The 15,703-nt window shown below is 32.7% G+C and carries 19 protein-coding genes; 9 read left to right on the top strand and 10 right to left on the bottom strand.

The genetic code is table 11. The features are described 5' to 3' along the window. Window positions 1-128: 128 nt before the first annotated feature. Window positions 129-560 (bottom strand): Rieske (2Fe-2S) protein, encoded by a 432-nt coding sequence (locus DIS18_RS03525; RefSeq protein WP_109351645.1) that lies wholly within the window; start codon window positions 558-560, stop codon window positions 129-131. A 203-nt stretch (window positions 561-763) separates the two neighbouring features. Here DIS18_RS03525 and greA point away from each other — a divergent pair, with 203 nt between their 5' ends. Both greA and DIS18_RS03515 read left to right on the top strand, forming a co-directional pair. Continuing rightward, window positions 764-1,237, top strand: a complete 474-nt coding sequence (gene greA / locus DIS18_RS03520) for a transcription elongation factor GreA (RefSeq protein ID WP_109351644.1) — start codon at window positions 764-766, stop codon at window positions 1,235-1,237. Between the two features lie 2 nt (window positions 1,238-1,239). Then, the gene (locus tag DIS18_RS03515) at window positions 1,240-1,629 is read left to right on the top strand and encodes an HIT family protein (protein ID WP_109351643.1); all 390 of its coding nucleotides are present in this window, start codon (window positions 1,240-1,242) and stop codon (window positions 1,627-1,629) included. Here DIS18_RS03515 and DIS18_RS03510 read toward each other — a convergent pair. Both DIS18_RS03510 and DIS18_RS03505 read right to left on the bottom strand, forming a co-directional pair. Then, a complete protein-coding gene (locus tag DIS18_RS03510) occupies window positions 1,624-1,974 on the bottom strand; it encodes a hypothetical protein (RefSeq protein WP_109351642.1) in 351 nt (116 codons plus the stop codon). The genes DIS18_RS03515 and DIS18_RS03510 overlap by 6 nt on opposite strands. A 12-nt stretch (window positions 1,975-1,986) precedes the next feature. Beyond that, window positions 1,987-3,141: a sensor histidine kinase gene (locus DIS18_RS03505; protein ID WP_109351641.1), complete on the bottom strand. Its 1,155-nt coding sequence runs from the start codon at window positions 3,139-3,141 to the stop codon at window positions 1,987-1,989. A 210-nt stretch (window positions 3,142-3,351) separates the two neighbouring features. Here DIS18_RS03505 and DIS18_RS03500 point away from each other — a divergent pair, with 210 nt between their 5' ends. From DIS18_RS03500 to aat, 3 genes are all read left to right on the top strand, one after another. Further along, window positions 3,352-4,221, top strand: a complete 870-nt coding sequence (locus DIS18_RS03500; RefSeq protein WP_109351640.1) for a flavin reductase family protein — start codon at window positions 3,352-3,354, stop codon at window positions 4,219-4,221. Between the two features lie 41 nt (window positions 4,222-4,262). After that, window positions 4,263-4,640 (top strand): DUF3127 domain-containing protein, encoded by a 378-nt coding sequence (locus DIS18_RS03495; protein WP_109351639.1) that lies wholly within the window; start codon window positions 4,263-4,265, stop codon window positions 4,638-4,640. 91 nt (window positions 4,641-4,731) lie between these two features. Continuing rightward, window positions 4,732-5,355: a leucyl/phenylalanyl-tRNA--protein transferase gene (aat, locus tag DIS18_RS03490; protein ID WP_109351638.1), complete on the top strand. Its 624-nt coding sequence runs from the start codon at window positions 4,732-4,734 to the stop codon at window positions 5,353-5,355. 15 nt (window positions 5,356-5,370) lie between these two features. Here aat and DIS18_RS03485 read toward each other — a convergent pair whose 3' ends face one another. After that, window positions 5,371-5,934, bottom strand: coding sequence for a DNA-3-methyladenine glycosylase I (locus DIS18_RS03485; protein ID WP_109351637.1), 564 nt, complete (start codon window positions 5,932-5,934; stop codon window positions 5,371-5,373). A 133-nt stretch (window positions 5,935-6,067) separates the two neighbouring features. On the opposite strand from DIS18_RS03485, the gene DIS18_RS03480 reads away from it, so the two are divergent. After that, the gene (locus DIS18_RS03480) at window positions 6,068-6,682 is read left to right on the top strand and encodes a thioredoxin family protein (protein ID WP_109351636.1); all 615 of its coding nucleotides are present in this window, start codon (window positions 6,068-6,070) and stop codon (window positions 6,680-6,682) included. On the opposite strand, the gene DIS18_RS03475 is transcribed toward DIS18_RS03480, so the two are convergent. The 6 genes from DIS18_RS03475 to DIS18_RS03450 form a co-directional block, all read right to left on the bottom strand. After that, window positions 6,669-7,379, bottom strand: coding sequence for a TonB family protein (locus tag DIS18_RS03475; RefSeq protein WP_245925566.1), 711 nt, complete (start codon window positions 7,377-7,379; stop codon window positions 6,669-6,671). The two genes, DIS18_RS03480 and DIS18_RS03475, sit on opposite strands and share 14 nt — an antisense overlap. Window positions 7,380-7,438: 59 nt before the next feature. Further along, window positions 7,439-7,987 (bottom strand): hypothetical protein, encoded by a 549-nt coding sequence (locus DIS18_RS03470; protein ID WP_109351635.1) that lies wholly within the window; start codon window positions 7,985-7,987, stop codon window positions 7,439-7,441. A gap of 37 nt (window positions 7,988-8,024) precedes the next feature. Beyond that, window positions 8,025-8,720, bottom strand: coding sequence for a tRNA pseudouridine(55) synthase TruB (truB, locus tag DIS18_RS03465; protein WP_109351634.1), 696 nt, complete (start codon window positions 8,718-8,720; stop codon window positions 8,025-8,027). Window positions 8,721-8,723: 3 nt separating this feature from the next. Next, window positions 8,724-9,518 (bottom strand): undecaprenyl-diphosphate phosphatase, encoded by a 795-nt coding sequence (locus tag DIS18_RS03460; protein ID WP_109351633.1) that lies wholly within the window; start codon window positions 9,516-9,518, stop codon window positions 8,724-8,726. Window positions 9,519-9,577: 59 nt separating this feature from the next. Next, on the bottom strand, window positions 9,578-9,832 hold the full coding sequence (locus DIS18_RS03455; RefSeq protein WP_109351632.1) for a DUF3098 domain-containing protein: 255 nt from the start codon (window positions 9,830-9,832) through the stop codon (window positions 9,578-9,580). Between the two features lie 89 nt (window positions 9,833-9,921). Beyond that, window positions 9,922-10,800, bottom strand: a complete 879-nt coding sequence (locus tag DIS18_RS03450; protein WP_109351631.1) for a cell division protein FtsX — start codon at window positions 10,798-10,800, stop codon at window positions 9,922-9,924. 127 nt (window positions 10,801-10,927) lie between these two features. On the opposite strand from DIS18_RS03450, the gene DIS18_RS03445 reads away from it, so the two are divergent. The 3 genes from DIS18_RS03445 (at window position 10,928) to ald (ending at window position 15,657) form a co-directional block, all read left to right on the top strand. Next, window positions 10,928-13,996 (top strand): leucine--tRNA ligase, encoded by a 3,069-nt coding sequence (locus DIS18_RS03445; protein ID WP_109351630.1) that lies wholly within the window; start codon window positions 10,928-10,930, stop codon window positions 13,994-13,996. Between the two features lie 137 nt (window positions 13,997-14,133). Continuing rightward, on the top strand, window positions 14,134-14,394 hold the full coding sequence (locus DIS18_RS03440; RefSeq protein ID WP_109351629.1) for a SemiSWEET family sugar transporter: 261 nt from the start codon (window positions 14,134-14,136) through the stop codon (window positions 14,392-14,394). A 168-nt stretch (window positions 14,395-14,562) separates the two neighbouring features. Further along, the gene (gene ald, locus DIS18_RS03435) at window positions 14,563-15,657 is read left to right on the top strand and encodes an alanine dehydrogenase (protein WP_109351628.1); all 1,095 of its coding nucleotides are present in this window, start codon (window positions 14,563-14,565) and stop codon (window positions 15,655-15,657) included. The last annotated feature ends 46 nt before the right edge of the window (window positions 15,658-15,703 follow it).

Here is a 15,703-nt window from a genome sequence, read left to right as displayed (position 1 = left end):
ATGGGTTGAATACAGGCTTTTGCCGGCTTGCCCGCGTTAGGGATTGAACGACATGTTTGAAATCCCCGACGAAGGAGGGATTGAGTAGTGAAAGCCCGACCCTTGGGTAACGCCCAAATAATTTATATTTAATTAAAGACTAAAAGCGTATTTCCAGATTGCTGAACACGATAATTTTTTAAAGCGCACCTTAAATCGTTTTCTCCTACTGCTGTTCCGTTAACCAATTCATATTGATTAGCATCTTCACAACCGCAAGTTGCAAAAAGCCCTTCTGGATCCAATACAGAGCAACTACTTTGTTGGTGATTAGGGTCTGCAGCATCCCAAGCATAAAAGTCGTTTCCAGTGGTTGTAGCAATTATAATTCCACCATTCCCTTCATTAGGTACATAAACAGAGTTGCCAGGAAATAGAAGTTCTGTGAAAGGAAATAAATTAAGGTCTATTTGACGATTTACTCCAATATCAAGTAAAAAGCGACAGTTTTCGTCATTATTAGAATTGCCGCTACAAGACACTAAAAGAATAAATAATAATAAGCTGAATAAAGATTTCATAGACCAAAAAAATTGAAATGCAATTTACAATAAAAAGTAAAGTGCGTATTTAAAAATTAAACCAAATTGTGTTTAACAAAGACGCTTATTATAGATTATCTGTTTTAAATATTTTGTATATTTGTTGTACAATCTCGTGTAAGCGGGATTTTTTTATTTGCTGAACTTAGTCAGCATCTTTTTAATAAGTAAACGATGAAGTTATGAGTAAAGTATCATACTATACACCTGAAGGATTAAAAAAACTAAGAGCTGAGTTAAGACAGCTTAAAGATGTAGAGCGCGTTAAGGCTTCAAGAGCTATAGCTGAAGCTAGAGATAAAGGAGATTTAAGTGAAAATGCCGAATATGATGCAGCCAAAGAGGCTCAGGGGATGTTAGAAATGCGCATTTCTAAATTAGAAGATGCTTTGGCTGGTGCTCGTGTTATAGACGAATCTCAATTAGATAATTCTAAGATATTAGTGCTTTCTAAGGTGAAAATAAAAAATCAAACCAATGGTATGGAAATGAATTATACTTTGGTTGCTGATGGTGAGGCTGATTTAGCTTCAGGTAAAATTTCTGTAAATTCTCCTATAGGGAAAGGTTTACTTGGTAAATCAGTTGGTGATGTTGCAGAAATACAAGTGCCAAATGGTGTGATGAAATTTGACATCATTGAAATTTCCAGATAATTATGGCGTCCATTTTTACAAAAATAGTCAACGGAGAATTATCCTGTTACAAGGTTGCAGAAACTGAAGATTTTCTAGCATTTCTTGACGTAAATCCTAATACAAAAGGGCATACTTTGTGTATTCCCAAAAAAGAAGTTGACAAAATTTTTGATTTAGATGAAACTACTTATGTAAAACTGATGCAGTTTTCAAGAACTGTGGCTCTAGCTTTAAAAAAAGCTGTGCCTTGTAAGCGCATTGGAGTAAGTGTTATTGGTTTAGAAGTGCCTCATGCTCATGTGCATTTAATTCCCTTACAGTCTATGGATGATGCTCGATTTATACAAAAAACTAAACTATCTTCTGAAGATTTTGAGGTTTTAGCAGAAACTATTAAATCGTATTTATAGGTTTAAATAGAATACAGCGCTTAGTATTATTGCTACCAGAATGATTACCCCAGAAATAATAATCCATGATGTTTTTTTAAGGAAAGTTGAAGGTTTTTTTGGTGTAAAAGCTTTTTTCTGATATTCAAAAACACGATCTATATCATCGGTCCATTGTACGGGATAAATTATTGATTCGCAGGTATTACACACAATTTCATGGCTTATTTCAGAGGTAATGGATTTATAAAGTTTTGTTTCTTTAATTTTTTGCCTAAAAGTTAAACGCAAACCTTCTTTACTATAACATTCAGGGCAATTGTTATTTAGAGTAACCTCTTTAATATCAATTAATTTTTCAGCCATAAATTTTAATATTTAGTTAGCGCGTTTTAAACTAATTTGTATAGTACTACCTTTTTCTTTTTCAGATTGTAAAACTTTAATTTTTCCGTTATGAAAATCTTCAATTATACGTTTTGTTAGAGATAAACCTAAACCCCAACCTCGTTTCTTTGTTGTGAAACCAGGCTCGAAAATTTTATTGAAATTCTTTTTAGAAATTCCTTTTCCTGTATCTGTTACATTAACTTTAACATCATTTTCAAGTTGAGATATTTCAACGGTAAGTTTACCTCTCCCTTTCATGGCATCTATAGCATTTTTTACTAAATTTTCAATAGTCCAACTATACAACTGCTTATTTAGATTTACGGGAATTTCACCTTTAGGGATTATAATATCAAAATCAATAAGTTTTGAAGATCTGGTTTTTAAGTAATCATAAGAATTGATAGTTTCCTTTATAATATCAGCTTTTTCAAGAGTTGGTAAAGATCCTATTTTACTAAAACGTTCTGCAATGGTGTTTAAACGGTTAACATCTTTTTCTATTTCAGAAATATAGTCAGGGTTTACATTTTCGGTTTTTAATAATTCTGTCCAACCAATTAAAGATGACAAAGGCGTACCAATTTGATGCGCAGTTTCTTTTGCCATACCAGACCATAATTTATTCTGAGTCGCATTTTTGTTACTACTATAGAAGAAGAAAATTACGGCACCAAAAAGCACAACTATGAGTATTAGTGCTAGTGGATAATATTTTAATTTGTTTAATAAAGGGGAGTTGCCATAGTATATAGTTGAGTAAAGTTTTCCATTAAATTTAACTTCTATTGGAGTGTTTTCTTTTTTAAATTGCAAAATTAACTTCTGAACATATAAAGAGTCCTTAATTTTTTCTTCATTAATATTATTGTAATCATAACTACCATCAGTATTTACCTTAATCATTGGTGTAGTTCTGTTACTAGTAATTACTTTTAACGGTAGTTCTCCAATATTACCAGTAAGATCATCGTTTTTTAACAAATCTGTTTGAGCAAAAGACCAATTTTCCATTTTGGTACGCTCTTCGACTTTAAAATGTTGAAAAAACTCATAGGTTTTCCATAAAATCAAAGAGACTATAGCAAACGATACTATGATAATTATCCAACGGAATGCATTGCTATGTTTTGTAAAAATCATTGAAAAAATTAATTAACATGTAATATAATGCAAATCTGTTAATATTATTGCTCAAGTTGTTAGTAAATCATTTTTAGTTGAACATCATATTAGTTACATCTCCTCTGATAGTCAATATTATTAAATTGTTGATAGTGGTAAACTAATGTTGAAAACTAGTTTAAGTTTTAAGCTTTTTTTTGATTAGTTTTGTTGAAATTAAAAAAATAAATGCTGTCAATTGACCCAAAAAGCTTACCAACCAGTAAATTACATGGTTATTTGTTAAGTGCTGTGGCACCAAGACCAATAGCTTTTGCTAGTACTGTTGATGTTGATGGGAATCCAAATTTATCGCCATTTAGTTTTTTTAATGTGTTTAGTGCTAACCCTCCAATCATGATTTTTTCTCCAGCTAGACGTGTTAGAAATAACACTACAAAACATACTTTGGAGAATGCTGAAGCAACAAAAGAAGTAGTGATTAATGTCGTGAATTATGATATGGTACATCAAATGTCATTAAGTAGTTCAGAATATCCTAAGGATGTTAATGAGTTTGAAAAAGCAGGCTTAACGATGCTAAAATCTGATGTTGTAAAGCCATTTAGAGTTGGAGAAGCTCCTGTGCAATTTGAGTGTAAGGTAAACGATATTATTAAGTTAGGAACTGAAGGTGGTGCAGGAAATTTGATTATATGTGAAGTTGTAAAATTGCATATTGACGAAGATGTTTTGGATGAAAATGAAGCTATAGACCAAAAGAAAATAGATTTAGTAGCTAGAGCTGGAGGAAGCTATTATAGTCGTGCTAAAGATGGATTTTTTGAAATACCAAAACCACTTTCAACATTAGGTATTGGTGTAGATAGTTTCCCAGACCACGTTAAAAACAGCATGATTTTAACTGGGAATAATTTAGGTGTGCTAGGTAATATTGAAGAGCTACCATCTACTGAAAGTGTTAATGCTTTTGTGGAAGAAGTTGGAGAGCGTTATCCGAATATTAAAACAGCAACACACAGAGAAAAACATAAACTAGCACAAAACTATCTTAGTTTTGGAGATGTAGAAAGTGCTTGGAAAATATTGTTATCGTAACAATTATAAATTAGACGAATATTTAATAATTATATATAAAAATGGAAGTTCAAGGAAGAATTAAAATGATTGGAGAAACTCAAACTTTTGGAAGTAATGGGTTTAGAAAAAGAGAAATTGTAGTAACAACAGAAGAGCAATACCCACAGCACATAATGGTGGAGTTTGTTCAAGATAAAACGGATTTATTAAACAATTACCAAGCGGGACAGCAAGTTAAAATAAATATTAACTTACGTGGTAGAGAGTGGGTAAACCCTCAAGGTGAAACTAAATATTTCAACTCTATTCAAGGATGGAGAATTGAAGCATTACAAAATGAAGCTACAGAAGGGAATGTGCCGCCTGTACCTCCAGCAGATGCCTTTGAACCAGCAGGAGATTTAAAAGAAGAAGATCACGACGATTTACCTTTTTAATTAAACGATTTGTCATTCCCGCGGAAGCGGGAATCTTATAATTCTAACCTCTTTGTTTTTAAAACATTGAGGTTTTTTATATTTATAAAGTATGCAGTATTTAAACGAAGATATTTGGTTTCCTGATGTAAATAGAGCTACTCCTGAGGGGTTATTAGCAGTTGGAGGGGATTTATCTATTGAACGTTTGTTGCTAGCCTATAAAACAGGAATTTTTCCTTGGTTTGAAATTGATGAGCCTATTTTATGGTGGTCTCCAGATCCACGTTTTGTTTTATTTCCTAATAAACTTAAAGTATCGAAAAGTATGAAGCAGGTTTTAAGAAATAAAGATTATAAGGTTACAATAAATAAAGATTTTAGAGCAGTTATTTCAGAATGTGCCTTTAAAAAAAGGAATGGACAAGAAAGTACATGGATTACTAATAGTATGATTGAAGCTTATATTAACCTTTACGAATTAGGTTATGCTAAATCTGTTGAGGTTTGGAATGGGAATAATCTAGTTGCAGGGTTATATGGAGTTGATTTAGGTAATGGTGTATTTTGTGGTGAAAGTATGTTTACTAAAGAAAGTAATGCTAGTAAGGTTGGCTTTATATCATTTATTCAAAACACAAATTATAAGCTTATTGATTGCCAAGTGTATACTAATCATTTGGAAAGCTTAGGTGCAGAAGAAATACCTAGGGATGAGTTTTTGAAATATTTATAATGAAAAACAAACTCCTTAAACCTCATTATATCTAAAACACCCAATCTCATGATCGTTAACCATTCCAGTTGCCTGCATATGAGCATAAACAACTGTTGAGCCTACAAACTTAAACCCTCTTTTTTTTAAATCTTTACTAATAGTATCGCTAAGTGGCGTGTTTGCTGGAGCATCTTTGTAGTTTTTTAAACTATTTTTAATAGGTTTTCCATCAACAAAATCCCAAATGTATTTACTAAAACTACCAAACTCTTCCTGTACTTTCATAAAAGCTTGGGCGTTACTAACCGTTGCATTTATTTTTAGTTTATTTCTAATAATACCAGCATCAAGTAATAGGTTATCAATTTTATCTTGTTGGTAATTGGCTATTTTTTTATAATCGAAATCATCAAAAGCTTTTCTGAAGTTTTCACGTTTGCGTAAAACAGTAATCCAACTTAAACCAGCTTGAAAGGTTTCTAAAATTAAAAATTCAAAAAGAGTTTCATCATCGTAAACAGGTATTCCCCATTCATTATCATGATAACTTTCATATAAATCATCGCCTTCACACCAACCACATCTGTGTTTTTTCATGTTCTAACTAAATTATTTAAAAGTCCAAAATAAGCATTTGTAAGGTTTAAAGTAAAAGTATGACAAATATCATCTTAATTAAAATCTCCGAATATTATTTTTGCCAGAAGATTTGTTCCAAAAAAAGGTTATTATGAATTCTATTATAAAACAAAGTATTGAAAAAAGTTTCACTTATCAAGAGTATATAGCTTTAGTAAAACAATTAGCAGAAGAAAACTCTAATTCAGGATTGGAAAAAACGGAAGCTTTAGCGAATTATACTAAGTTAAACGATAGAAGAATGAAGCGTTGGGGTAAAACCATAAAAATTTCAGAATATGCTCAACAAAAAATAGTTGAATTTAATAGAAAAATGACCTGGTTGATTATAACCGAAAGTTGGTGTGGTGATGCTGCACATGTTATGCCTGCTCTCAATAAAATAGCAGATTTGAATGCTAATATTGATATTAAAGTGGTGCTTCGTGATGAAAATCCTGAATTAATGGATATGTTTTTAACTAATGGCGGAAGGGCTATTGCTAAAGTTATAATGATTGATGATGAAACGGGAGAGGTTTTAAATACCTATGGACCAAGACCAAGTGAAGCTACAAGTTATGTTAATAGATATAAAGCAAAACATGGAAAACTAACACCTGAATTTAAAGAAGATTTGCAGCATTGGTACAATAAAAATAAAGGACAAAATATAATTGAAGATGTTATTGAAATGCTTTGCGAATTAGAACCTATTTGCCAATAAAAAAGAATGTAATAGAACCTACCTGGTTATCTTTTGAAGCATCCGGATTAAATTGAGACTGTTTAGCGTAATCTAAAGCGTGTTCAATTAAACATTCGTTATTTGAAGTTGAAGAGGTGTTTACGTAAGCATCAATTACATTTCCGTTAGAATTTACAGTAATATTCACTACAATTTTACCATCAATTTCACATAAGTAGACAGGAATTGGAATAAAAACCTTTGTTCTATTTGCTAATGAAAATCGGATTGAGCTTTTAGAATTATTGCCTTCAGATTGTTGTTTTTTCAACAAATCATTAACCTTACTAAACTTAGAAAGTTCTTCTTGATTCAATTTTGAATCTTCAGGTATTTCATAAGCCTTTCTTGCTATTTGGTTTTCTGAAGTATTAGAGGATTTTGGAACATAATCTTCTGGAGGCGCTATCGTTTTATAGGCTTGAGCAAAATGCTTGGTTTGTTGATTCTCATTAAAAGCATCGTTAGTTTCAGCTTTTGCATTATTAAGTTTTTCTAAAGCTTCAAGAATTTTTACTTCTTCTTCAGTGAGTTCTTTTTCCGGCTCAATTTCGTAATAACTTTCAGACGCAAAATCGCTCTGTTTTTTTAGGCTTAAGTTAAAAACAGAGAGTACTACAGTTCCAGTAATTAGAAGTGTAATAAGTAGGGCTTTATGTTGATTATTGAGGCTCAATACGGTTTCTTTTAAATGTCAAATCGTATTAATATATACGGCAAAATACGTTAAAAAGTTTAAAAAAGCATTAATTCTAAGAAAATTGAGACACTTGATAGACCTTCTAATGTCCTATAACCGAATCGTTTTCTAGTAAAATCGATTCCTATAAGTACAGAATTATGGTAGTTGTCTCCATAGATTTGAGTACCCAAGCCCAAGGTGTACATATTACCTTTTTTAAAATCTTTACTCACACCTAAAAGGGTTCCATATCCACCACGAACAAATATGTTACTATCATCTACAATAACATTATGACGCATACTTAAATAAACTGGCGCAAAATGCAAACCTTGTTGAGAATGCCATTGATATCCTAAGTTTAACCCAATAGAGGTACGCATATCAAATTGATACCCTAATGTATTATTTACGTAAAGTGCACTCGGATTGATTAAAGTCTCATCACTATCATCAAAAGCTTGATATTCTTCATTAATTCTTAGTGAAGTAGCTAAGGATGCTTTATAAAAAAGACCATTAATTTTTTCTTTCTCAGTTTGAGAAAATACAATTTTAGTAGTACAAAAGATAAAAAAAATACTAAGACAAATTTGCTTCATTATCAGTTAGGTTTTGAAGCAAGTAGAGTATCAACAATTATTCCGAAGTCAAGTTTTCTATAAAGCTTTCTAACGATAAAGCGTCTTTTACATCAAAATCTCCAATTTTAGTACGCCTCAAAGCAGATAAATGCGCACCAGAGTTTAATGCTTTTCCAAAATCATTTGCTAAAGAACGTATATAAGTACCTTTGCTACAAACCACTCTGAAATCGATATGAAGTCCAACTATTTTGGTGATTTCAAACTCTGAAATACTTACCGTTCTCGGTTTTATTTCTACCGTCTCGCCAGCTCTAGCAAATTCATATAATCGTTTACCGTCTTTTTTTAGTGCTGAAAATACTGGCGGATATTGTTGAATTTCACCAATAAATTGTGCTGTGGCTTTATAAATTAAATCTTCAGAAATATGTTCAGTTGGGAAGGTTTCATTAATTTCTGTTTCTAAATCAAAAGATGGCGTTGTGCTTCCAAGAACTAAAGTGCCAGTGTATTCTTTTATTTGTCCTTGAAAAGTATCAATTTGTTTGGTCATTTTCCCAGTACAAATCACTAACAAACCTGTTGCTAAAGGGTCTAATGTGCCAGCATGACCAACTTTTATTTTTTTTATATTAAAGGCTTGACGAATTTCCCAACGCAATTTATTTACCACTTGAAATGACGTCCAATTAAGGGGTTTGTCTATTAGTAAAACCTGTCCAGATTGATAATATTCGGCAGTTTTCATTTTTTAGTTTAATAATGAAAATACTATGGCAATAACACCAACAATAGCGCAATAAATGGCAAAATAGGTAAGCTTGCTTTTCTTAACAAGGGCAATCATCCAAGTACATGCAAAAATCCCAGAAACAAATGCTGCAATAAAACCAATAGATAATGCCGTGAAGTTTCCAGAGTCATAGGATAAATCACCACTCAAAACATCTTTAGCTATTTTTCCAAAAATTAAAGGCACTACCATTAAGAAAGAAAAACGTGCTGCTTTTGTTTTGTCATTACCTAATAAAACCGATGTAGAAATGGTAGCTCCAGAACGTGAAATTCCTGGTAACATAGCTATGGCTTGTGCAAAGCCTATAACTAATGCGTTAGAAAAAGACACTTTTTTTTCAGTACTTTTTGCTTTATCAGCTAAGTAAAGAAGAAGCGCTGTAATAATTAGCATAAAACCAACTAGTTTGATATTATTCCCGAATAATTCAGCAAACTCAGACTCAAACGTATAACCTATAAAAGCTGCAGGAATCATGGAGAGTGCAATTTTAGAAATAAATTGTAAATCTTCATTCCATTTAAATTTTAATGCACCTTTTATAAGGTCTAAAATATCTTTTCTAAAAACAACAATAGTACTAAGTGCTGTAGCAAAATGAAGCACTACAGTAAACAACAAACTTTCTTCTGGTAAAGAGTTGTCTCCAAGAAGAGCTTTCCCTAATTCTAAATGTCCACTAGATGATACAGGAAGAAACTCTGTAAGTCCTTGAATAATACCTAAAATAATCGCATCTATAATCTCCATAGCGCAAAAGTATTAAAATAGAGTAATTAAAAAGTAAAGCGAGGTTTAAATTTGAATTTTTATTTCTTGTAGGGATTTAATAAAATCGCATAAATCTGAATACCAAAACCTATAAGAATTAAAGTTGGAGCAAGTCGGATACGTCTCCAATGAAAAATTTCAGGATTAAAAACATTTGGGTCGTCACTACCGCCACCAGCCATTAAAATAAAGCCAAGTGCAATAATAGCTAATCCAATAAACATGAATTTGTAGTTTTTCTTACCAAATACAAAAGTTGGTTTAGAGGCTTCTTTACGTTTTTTTTCTCCCATGATTATTTTACGTAGAATAATTTACTGCAAATTAAACGATTTATTTAAAACTAAGTTGTTAATGGTTTTGTAATTTATAGCATCAATAATTAATAATACAACTCATCCGTCTTTAAATTCAAGAAACGTTGTGTTGCAAAATGTGTACTTATCCAAGTAATAATAATACCTAAAGCGAAAATAAAAACAAATAGTAGTCCTACTAAAATAGGGTTGCTTAATAGTTCTAATTCAATGAAGGTTTTATTTAAATAGTATAAAACTATTGCCATTCCAATTAATGCTAAAACAGCACCAATCATTCCTAAGCGTACACTTTTCCAAACAAACGGACGTCTAATGAAACGTTTTGTTGCACCAACCATTTGCATGGTTTTTATAGTAAATCGTTTAGAATACACAGCTAATCTTATGGAACTATTAATCAATAAAACCGCTATTAAAGTGAAAATGCCACTAATAATAAGAACCCAGAAACTGATTTTCTTAACGTTGTCATTCATGAGGTTAACGAGGTCGTTATCATAAGTGACTTCTTCAACAAAGTTTTTGCTTGTTGCTTCAGCGGAAATTTTCTCAAGATGTTCTGAGGTTACAAAATCTGCTTTTAAATGCACGTCGATAGAGTTTTGAAGCGGATTGTAGCCAACAAAATCCATAAAATCCTCGCCGTTTTCAGCTTTCATAAATTCGGCAGCCTGTTCTTTTGAAACATATTCGGTAGATTTTACATAATCTGCCATAGCCAAACTTTTTTCAAGTTGTTTGGTTTCAACTTCTTTTGCAGAATCTTTTAAATAAATGGTAACAACCACTTGCTCTTTAAAGTGGTCTGAGACTTTTTTAGCGTTTAGTATCAACATTCCTAAAAGTCCTAGCAAAAACAATACTAAAGCAATACTTAACACTACAGAGAAATATGAAGAGATAAGCCTGCGTTTTTGGTGCTTTTCAAAAGATGAACTCATATAAGGAATTGGATTAATGCTGTAAAAATAATAAAGTATTCTAATTCGCTGTTCTTTACAACGTTTAAACTTTCAACATTGTTATAATAAGTTTAAATTTGCGCCTTATTAAGCGGAATTCATTACAATGACATACAATTTCAACGAGATAGAAGCCAAATGGCAAAAATATTGGGCGGAGAATCAAACATTTAAAGCTGAGAATAAGAGTAATAAACCAAAATATTATGTTTTGGATATGTTTCCTTACCCAAGTGGTGCGGGTTTACATGTTGGTCATCCTTTAGGATATATTGCTTCAGATATTTATGCACGCTACAAGAGGCATCAAGGGTTTAACGTGTTGCACCCTCAAGGGTATGATTCTTTTGGATTGCCTGCGGAACAGTATGCGATTCAAACGGGGCAACATCCTGCGGTTACAACTGCTGAGAATATTAAAACGTATCGTCGTCAATTGGACCAAATTGGATTTTCATTTGATTGGTCTCGTGAGGTTCGTACTTCAGATCCGAATTATTATAAATGGACGCAATGGATTTTTATTCAATTATTTGAATCGTGGTATTGTAAAGACCATGAAAAAGCTTTTGCTATTAAAGATTTGGTTAATGTTTTTGAAGAATCAGGAAATGCAAATATAAATGCGGTTTGCGAAAATGAATCAGAGACATTTACTGCTGAAGAATGGAATGGATTTACTGTTGAAGAACAACAAAAAATATTATTACAATACAGATTAACGTATTTAGCAGAAACTGAAGTGAATTGGTGTCCTGCTTTAGGAACGGTTTTAGCGAACGATGAAATTGTAAATGGTGTTTCTGAACGTGGAGGGCATCCTGTGGTTCGTAAAAAGATGACCCAGTGGAGCATGCGTATTTCTGCTTATGCAGAACGTTTGCTACAAGGTCTTGAAACTATTGATTGGACAGATTCTTTAAAGGAAAGCCAGCGTAACTGGATAGGAAAATCAGTTGGAGCACAAGTGAAGTTTAAAGTGGTTTCAAATGAAGTAAAAGAAGCTGATGAAATTGAAGTGTTTACCACAAGACCTGATACTATTTTTGGAGTAAGTTTTATGACTTTGGCTCCAGAACACGATTTGGTTCAACAAATAACAACACCTGAGCAAAAAGAAGCTGTTGATGCCTATATTGAAGCTACAGCAAAACGTAGCGAGCGCGATAGAATGGCCGATGTAAAAACCATTTCAGGAGTATTTACAGGGGCCTACGCGATTCATCCATTTACAGAAAAATTAATCCCGATTTGGATTGGTGATTATGTTTTGGCTGGTTACGGTACAGGAGCAGTCATGTCTGTACCATGTGGCGATGAGCGTGATTATGCGTTTGCAAAACATTTTAATATTCCGATTCCTAATATTTTTGAAGGGGTTGATATTTCAGAAGAAGCGTTTTCAGATAAAGCAAAAACCGTTATTGGTAATAGTGATTTCCTAAACGGGATGAATTATAAAAAAGCCACCAAACGCGCTATTTACGAGTTGGAGCAAATAGGACAAGGCGAAGGTAAAACCAATTACCGTTTGCGTGATGCGGTGTTTAGTCGTCAGCGTTATTGGGGAGAGCCATTTCCGGTGTATTATGTTAATGGTTTACCACAAATGATTGATGTAGCGCATTTACCCATTAAACTTCCAGAAGTTGAAAAGTATTTGCCAACCGAAACAGGCGAACCACCACTAGGGAATGCCAGTGTTTGGGCTTGGGATACCGAGAAGAATGAAGTGGTTTCAAATGATTTGATTGATAACGAAACGATACATCCTTTAGAATTGAATACCATGCCAGGGTGGGCAGGAAGCTCATTCTATTTTATGCGTTATATGGATCCAGATAACCAAAATGAAATAGCTTCAAAAGAAGCGATGGACTATTGGCAAGATGTTGATTTGTATATAGGTGGAAGCGAGCATGCTACAGGACATTTATTATACTCTCGTTTTTGGCAAAAATTCTTGTTTGATAAAGGTGTTGTGCCTAAGGATGAATATGCTAAAAAGCTGATTAATCAAGGGATGATTTTGGGTGAATCTGCTTTCGTTCACAGGGTCGGTTTTAACTTTGGAAAAGTAGTTGATTCCAAAAATGATATCTCTAAAGAAGATGTGAAAAACATCACATATTTAAGAGATAAATATACCATAATAAAAGACATGTATTTCAGTAATGATGTAACAACTTATCTTAGAAAAACATTTAATAAGCCTGAAAATGACGAAGAATTAGAACACATGCAACTAAGAGAAAATTTAATTTCTCATCTTTTAAATCCAATTCTTGAAGATATATCTAAATTTAATTTGGAGGGCAAAGTTATGGTGAACACTATGATGATGAATTATTTTAAGACTCATGTTTCGGTAGATTATGTTAATACTAAAAATGAGTTAGATTGGGAAAGACTGAAATTAGAAGATAAACAATACAAGAATGCTGAGTTTATAACAAACAAGGATAACAAATATGTGTGTAAACGTGAAGTTGAAAAAATGTCTAAATCAAAATACAATGTGGTTAACCCAGACAACATTGTTGAAGATTATGGAGCAGACAGTTTACGTTTATACGAAATGTTTTTAGGCCCTTTAGAACAATACAAGCCATGGAATACCGCTGGTATTACAGGTGTACATTCGTTCTTGAAAAAGCTTTGGAAATTATATGCTGATGATAACGGATTGAAAGTTACAGACGCAACACCAACTAAAGACAATTTAAAAACGCTACATAAAACCATTAAAAAAGTTCAAGAAGATATTGAGAACTTTTCGTTTAATACATCCGTTTCTACCTTTATGATTGCTGCTAATGAGTTAACCGCTCAAAAATGTACTAGCAAGGATATTTTAGAACCTCTGTTGGTTTTAATTTCACCTTATGCGCCACATATTGCTGAGGAATTATGGAGCCAGTTGGGTAATAATGCCTCTATTTCTACTGCGTCTTTCCCAGAATTTGATGCCAGTCATTTAGTGGAAAGTAGCAAGAATTACCCAATCTCATTTAATGGTAAAATGCGTTTTACTATGGAATTACCTTTGGATATGAGTAAAGACGCTATTGAAGAAGCCGTTTTAGCAAACGAAAAAACACAAGAACAATTAGCAGGACGAACGCCTAAAAAGGTAATTGTGGTTCCTGGGAAGATTGTGAATATTGTTGGGTAATGTTTTGTTGCGTTAGGGATAGCAGTGGAAAGCCCACAGCCTGATCCCGATAGCTATCGGGAGAAGTGCGAGGACTTGTAACGGATAGCCCGACCCTTGTGGTAACGCCCAAATTATTAAACTTTTAAAAAAAACCTATGGATAATACTGAAATTATTGGTTTTGCAGCTGCTATTTTGACTACGGCTGCGTTTCTTCCACAGGTTTATAAAACGTGGCGTACTAAGGATGTTTCTAGTTTGTCGCTGCCCATGTTAGTGATTTTTTTTATTGGTATTGTAATGTGGTTGTGGTATGGTATTTTAAAGAATAGCCCATCGATGATTTTTGCGAATAGTATTACTGTTATTTCTTCGTTTTTATTGATGTACTTTAAAGTAAAGTATACTAAAAAATAGGTTTTTCTTCGCCTATAAATGAATTCCTATTAAATTGATGTAAATTATAGTTTAATTAGTTAAACGTGTTTTTTGATGAAAAAAACATAATTAAATCATGGTTTTTATTATAATATTGAAATTATTGTTATAATTTTGCGCCAGTTTTCACTTTAAAATATCTTATTTATGAAAATTGGAGTTCCTATTGAGATTAAAAACAATGAAAACAGAGTGGGCATGACACCCTCTGGAGTTTTTGAGTTAACGAAAAGAAACCATACGGTTTACGTACAAAAAAACGCTGGTTTTAATAGTGGTTTTCTTGATGAAGATTATGTTGGTGCTGGTGCAACCATTGTTGATTCTATTGAAGCGGTTTATGATGCTGCTGAAATGATTGTTAAGGTTAAAGAACCAATTGAGCCAGAATATAAGTTGATTAAACCAAATCAGGTGGTGTTTACTTATTTTCATTTTGCATCAAGTGAGGTGTTAACTAATGCAATGATTGATAGTAAAGCCATTTGTATTGCTTATGAAACTGTTGAAGATAAAGATGGCGCACTCCCTTTATTAATTCCGATGTCTGAAGTTGCTGGTAGAATGTCTGTGCAACAAGGTGCAAAATATTTGGAAAAACCAATTAAAGGGCGCGGTATTCTTCTAGGAGGTATTCCTGGTGTACCACCAGCTCATGTTATGGTTTTAGGTGGAGGCGTAGTAGGTATTCAAGCTGCTAAAATGGCTGCTGGTTTAGGTGCTAATGTTACTATTATGGATATTAACATGAAGCAATTACGTTACATAGCAGATATTATGCCTGCCAACGTTAATACAGAATTTTCTAGTGAATATAATATCAGAAGACATTTGCCAAAAACAGATTTGATTATTGGAGGTGTATTAATTAAAGGAGCAAAAGCTCCTAAATTAATCACAAAAGATATGCTTAAAGATATGCGTCCTGGAACTGTAATTGTTGATGTTGCTGTAGATCAAGGTGGTTGTTTTGAAACAACTAAGCCTACAACACATGAGGAACCAACGTATATTATAGATGATGTAGTACATTATTCTGTAGCTAATATGCCTGGAGCTGTACCTTATACATCTACTGTAGGATTAACAAATGTAACCTTACCTTATGTTATTAAATTAGCAAATGATGGCTGGGAAAAAGCATGCGATAACAATGCATCTTTAGCCAAAGGATTAAATATTGTGAAAGGAAAAATAGTATATAAAGAAATTGCCGAAGCATTTGATATGCAAATGGCTTAAGAGTTTAATTTAGTAGTTTAGTTAGAGAAACGTCTAATTCTTGTTG

Origin of the sequence: Algibacter marinivivus, assembly GCF_003143755.1 — a bacterium.
In the GTDB taxonomy this organism is placed as follows: Bacteria; Bacteroidota; Bacteroidia; order Flavobacteriales; family Flavobacteriaceae; genus Algibacter_B; species Algibacter_B marinivivus.
The sequence above is the reverse complement of the archived record's forward strand: the minus strand, read 5'-3'. Positions and strand labels throughout refer to the sequence as shown.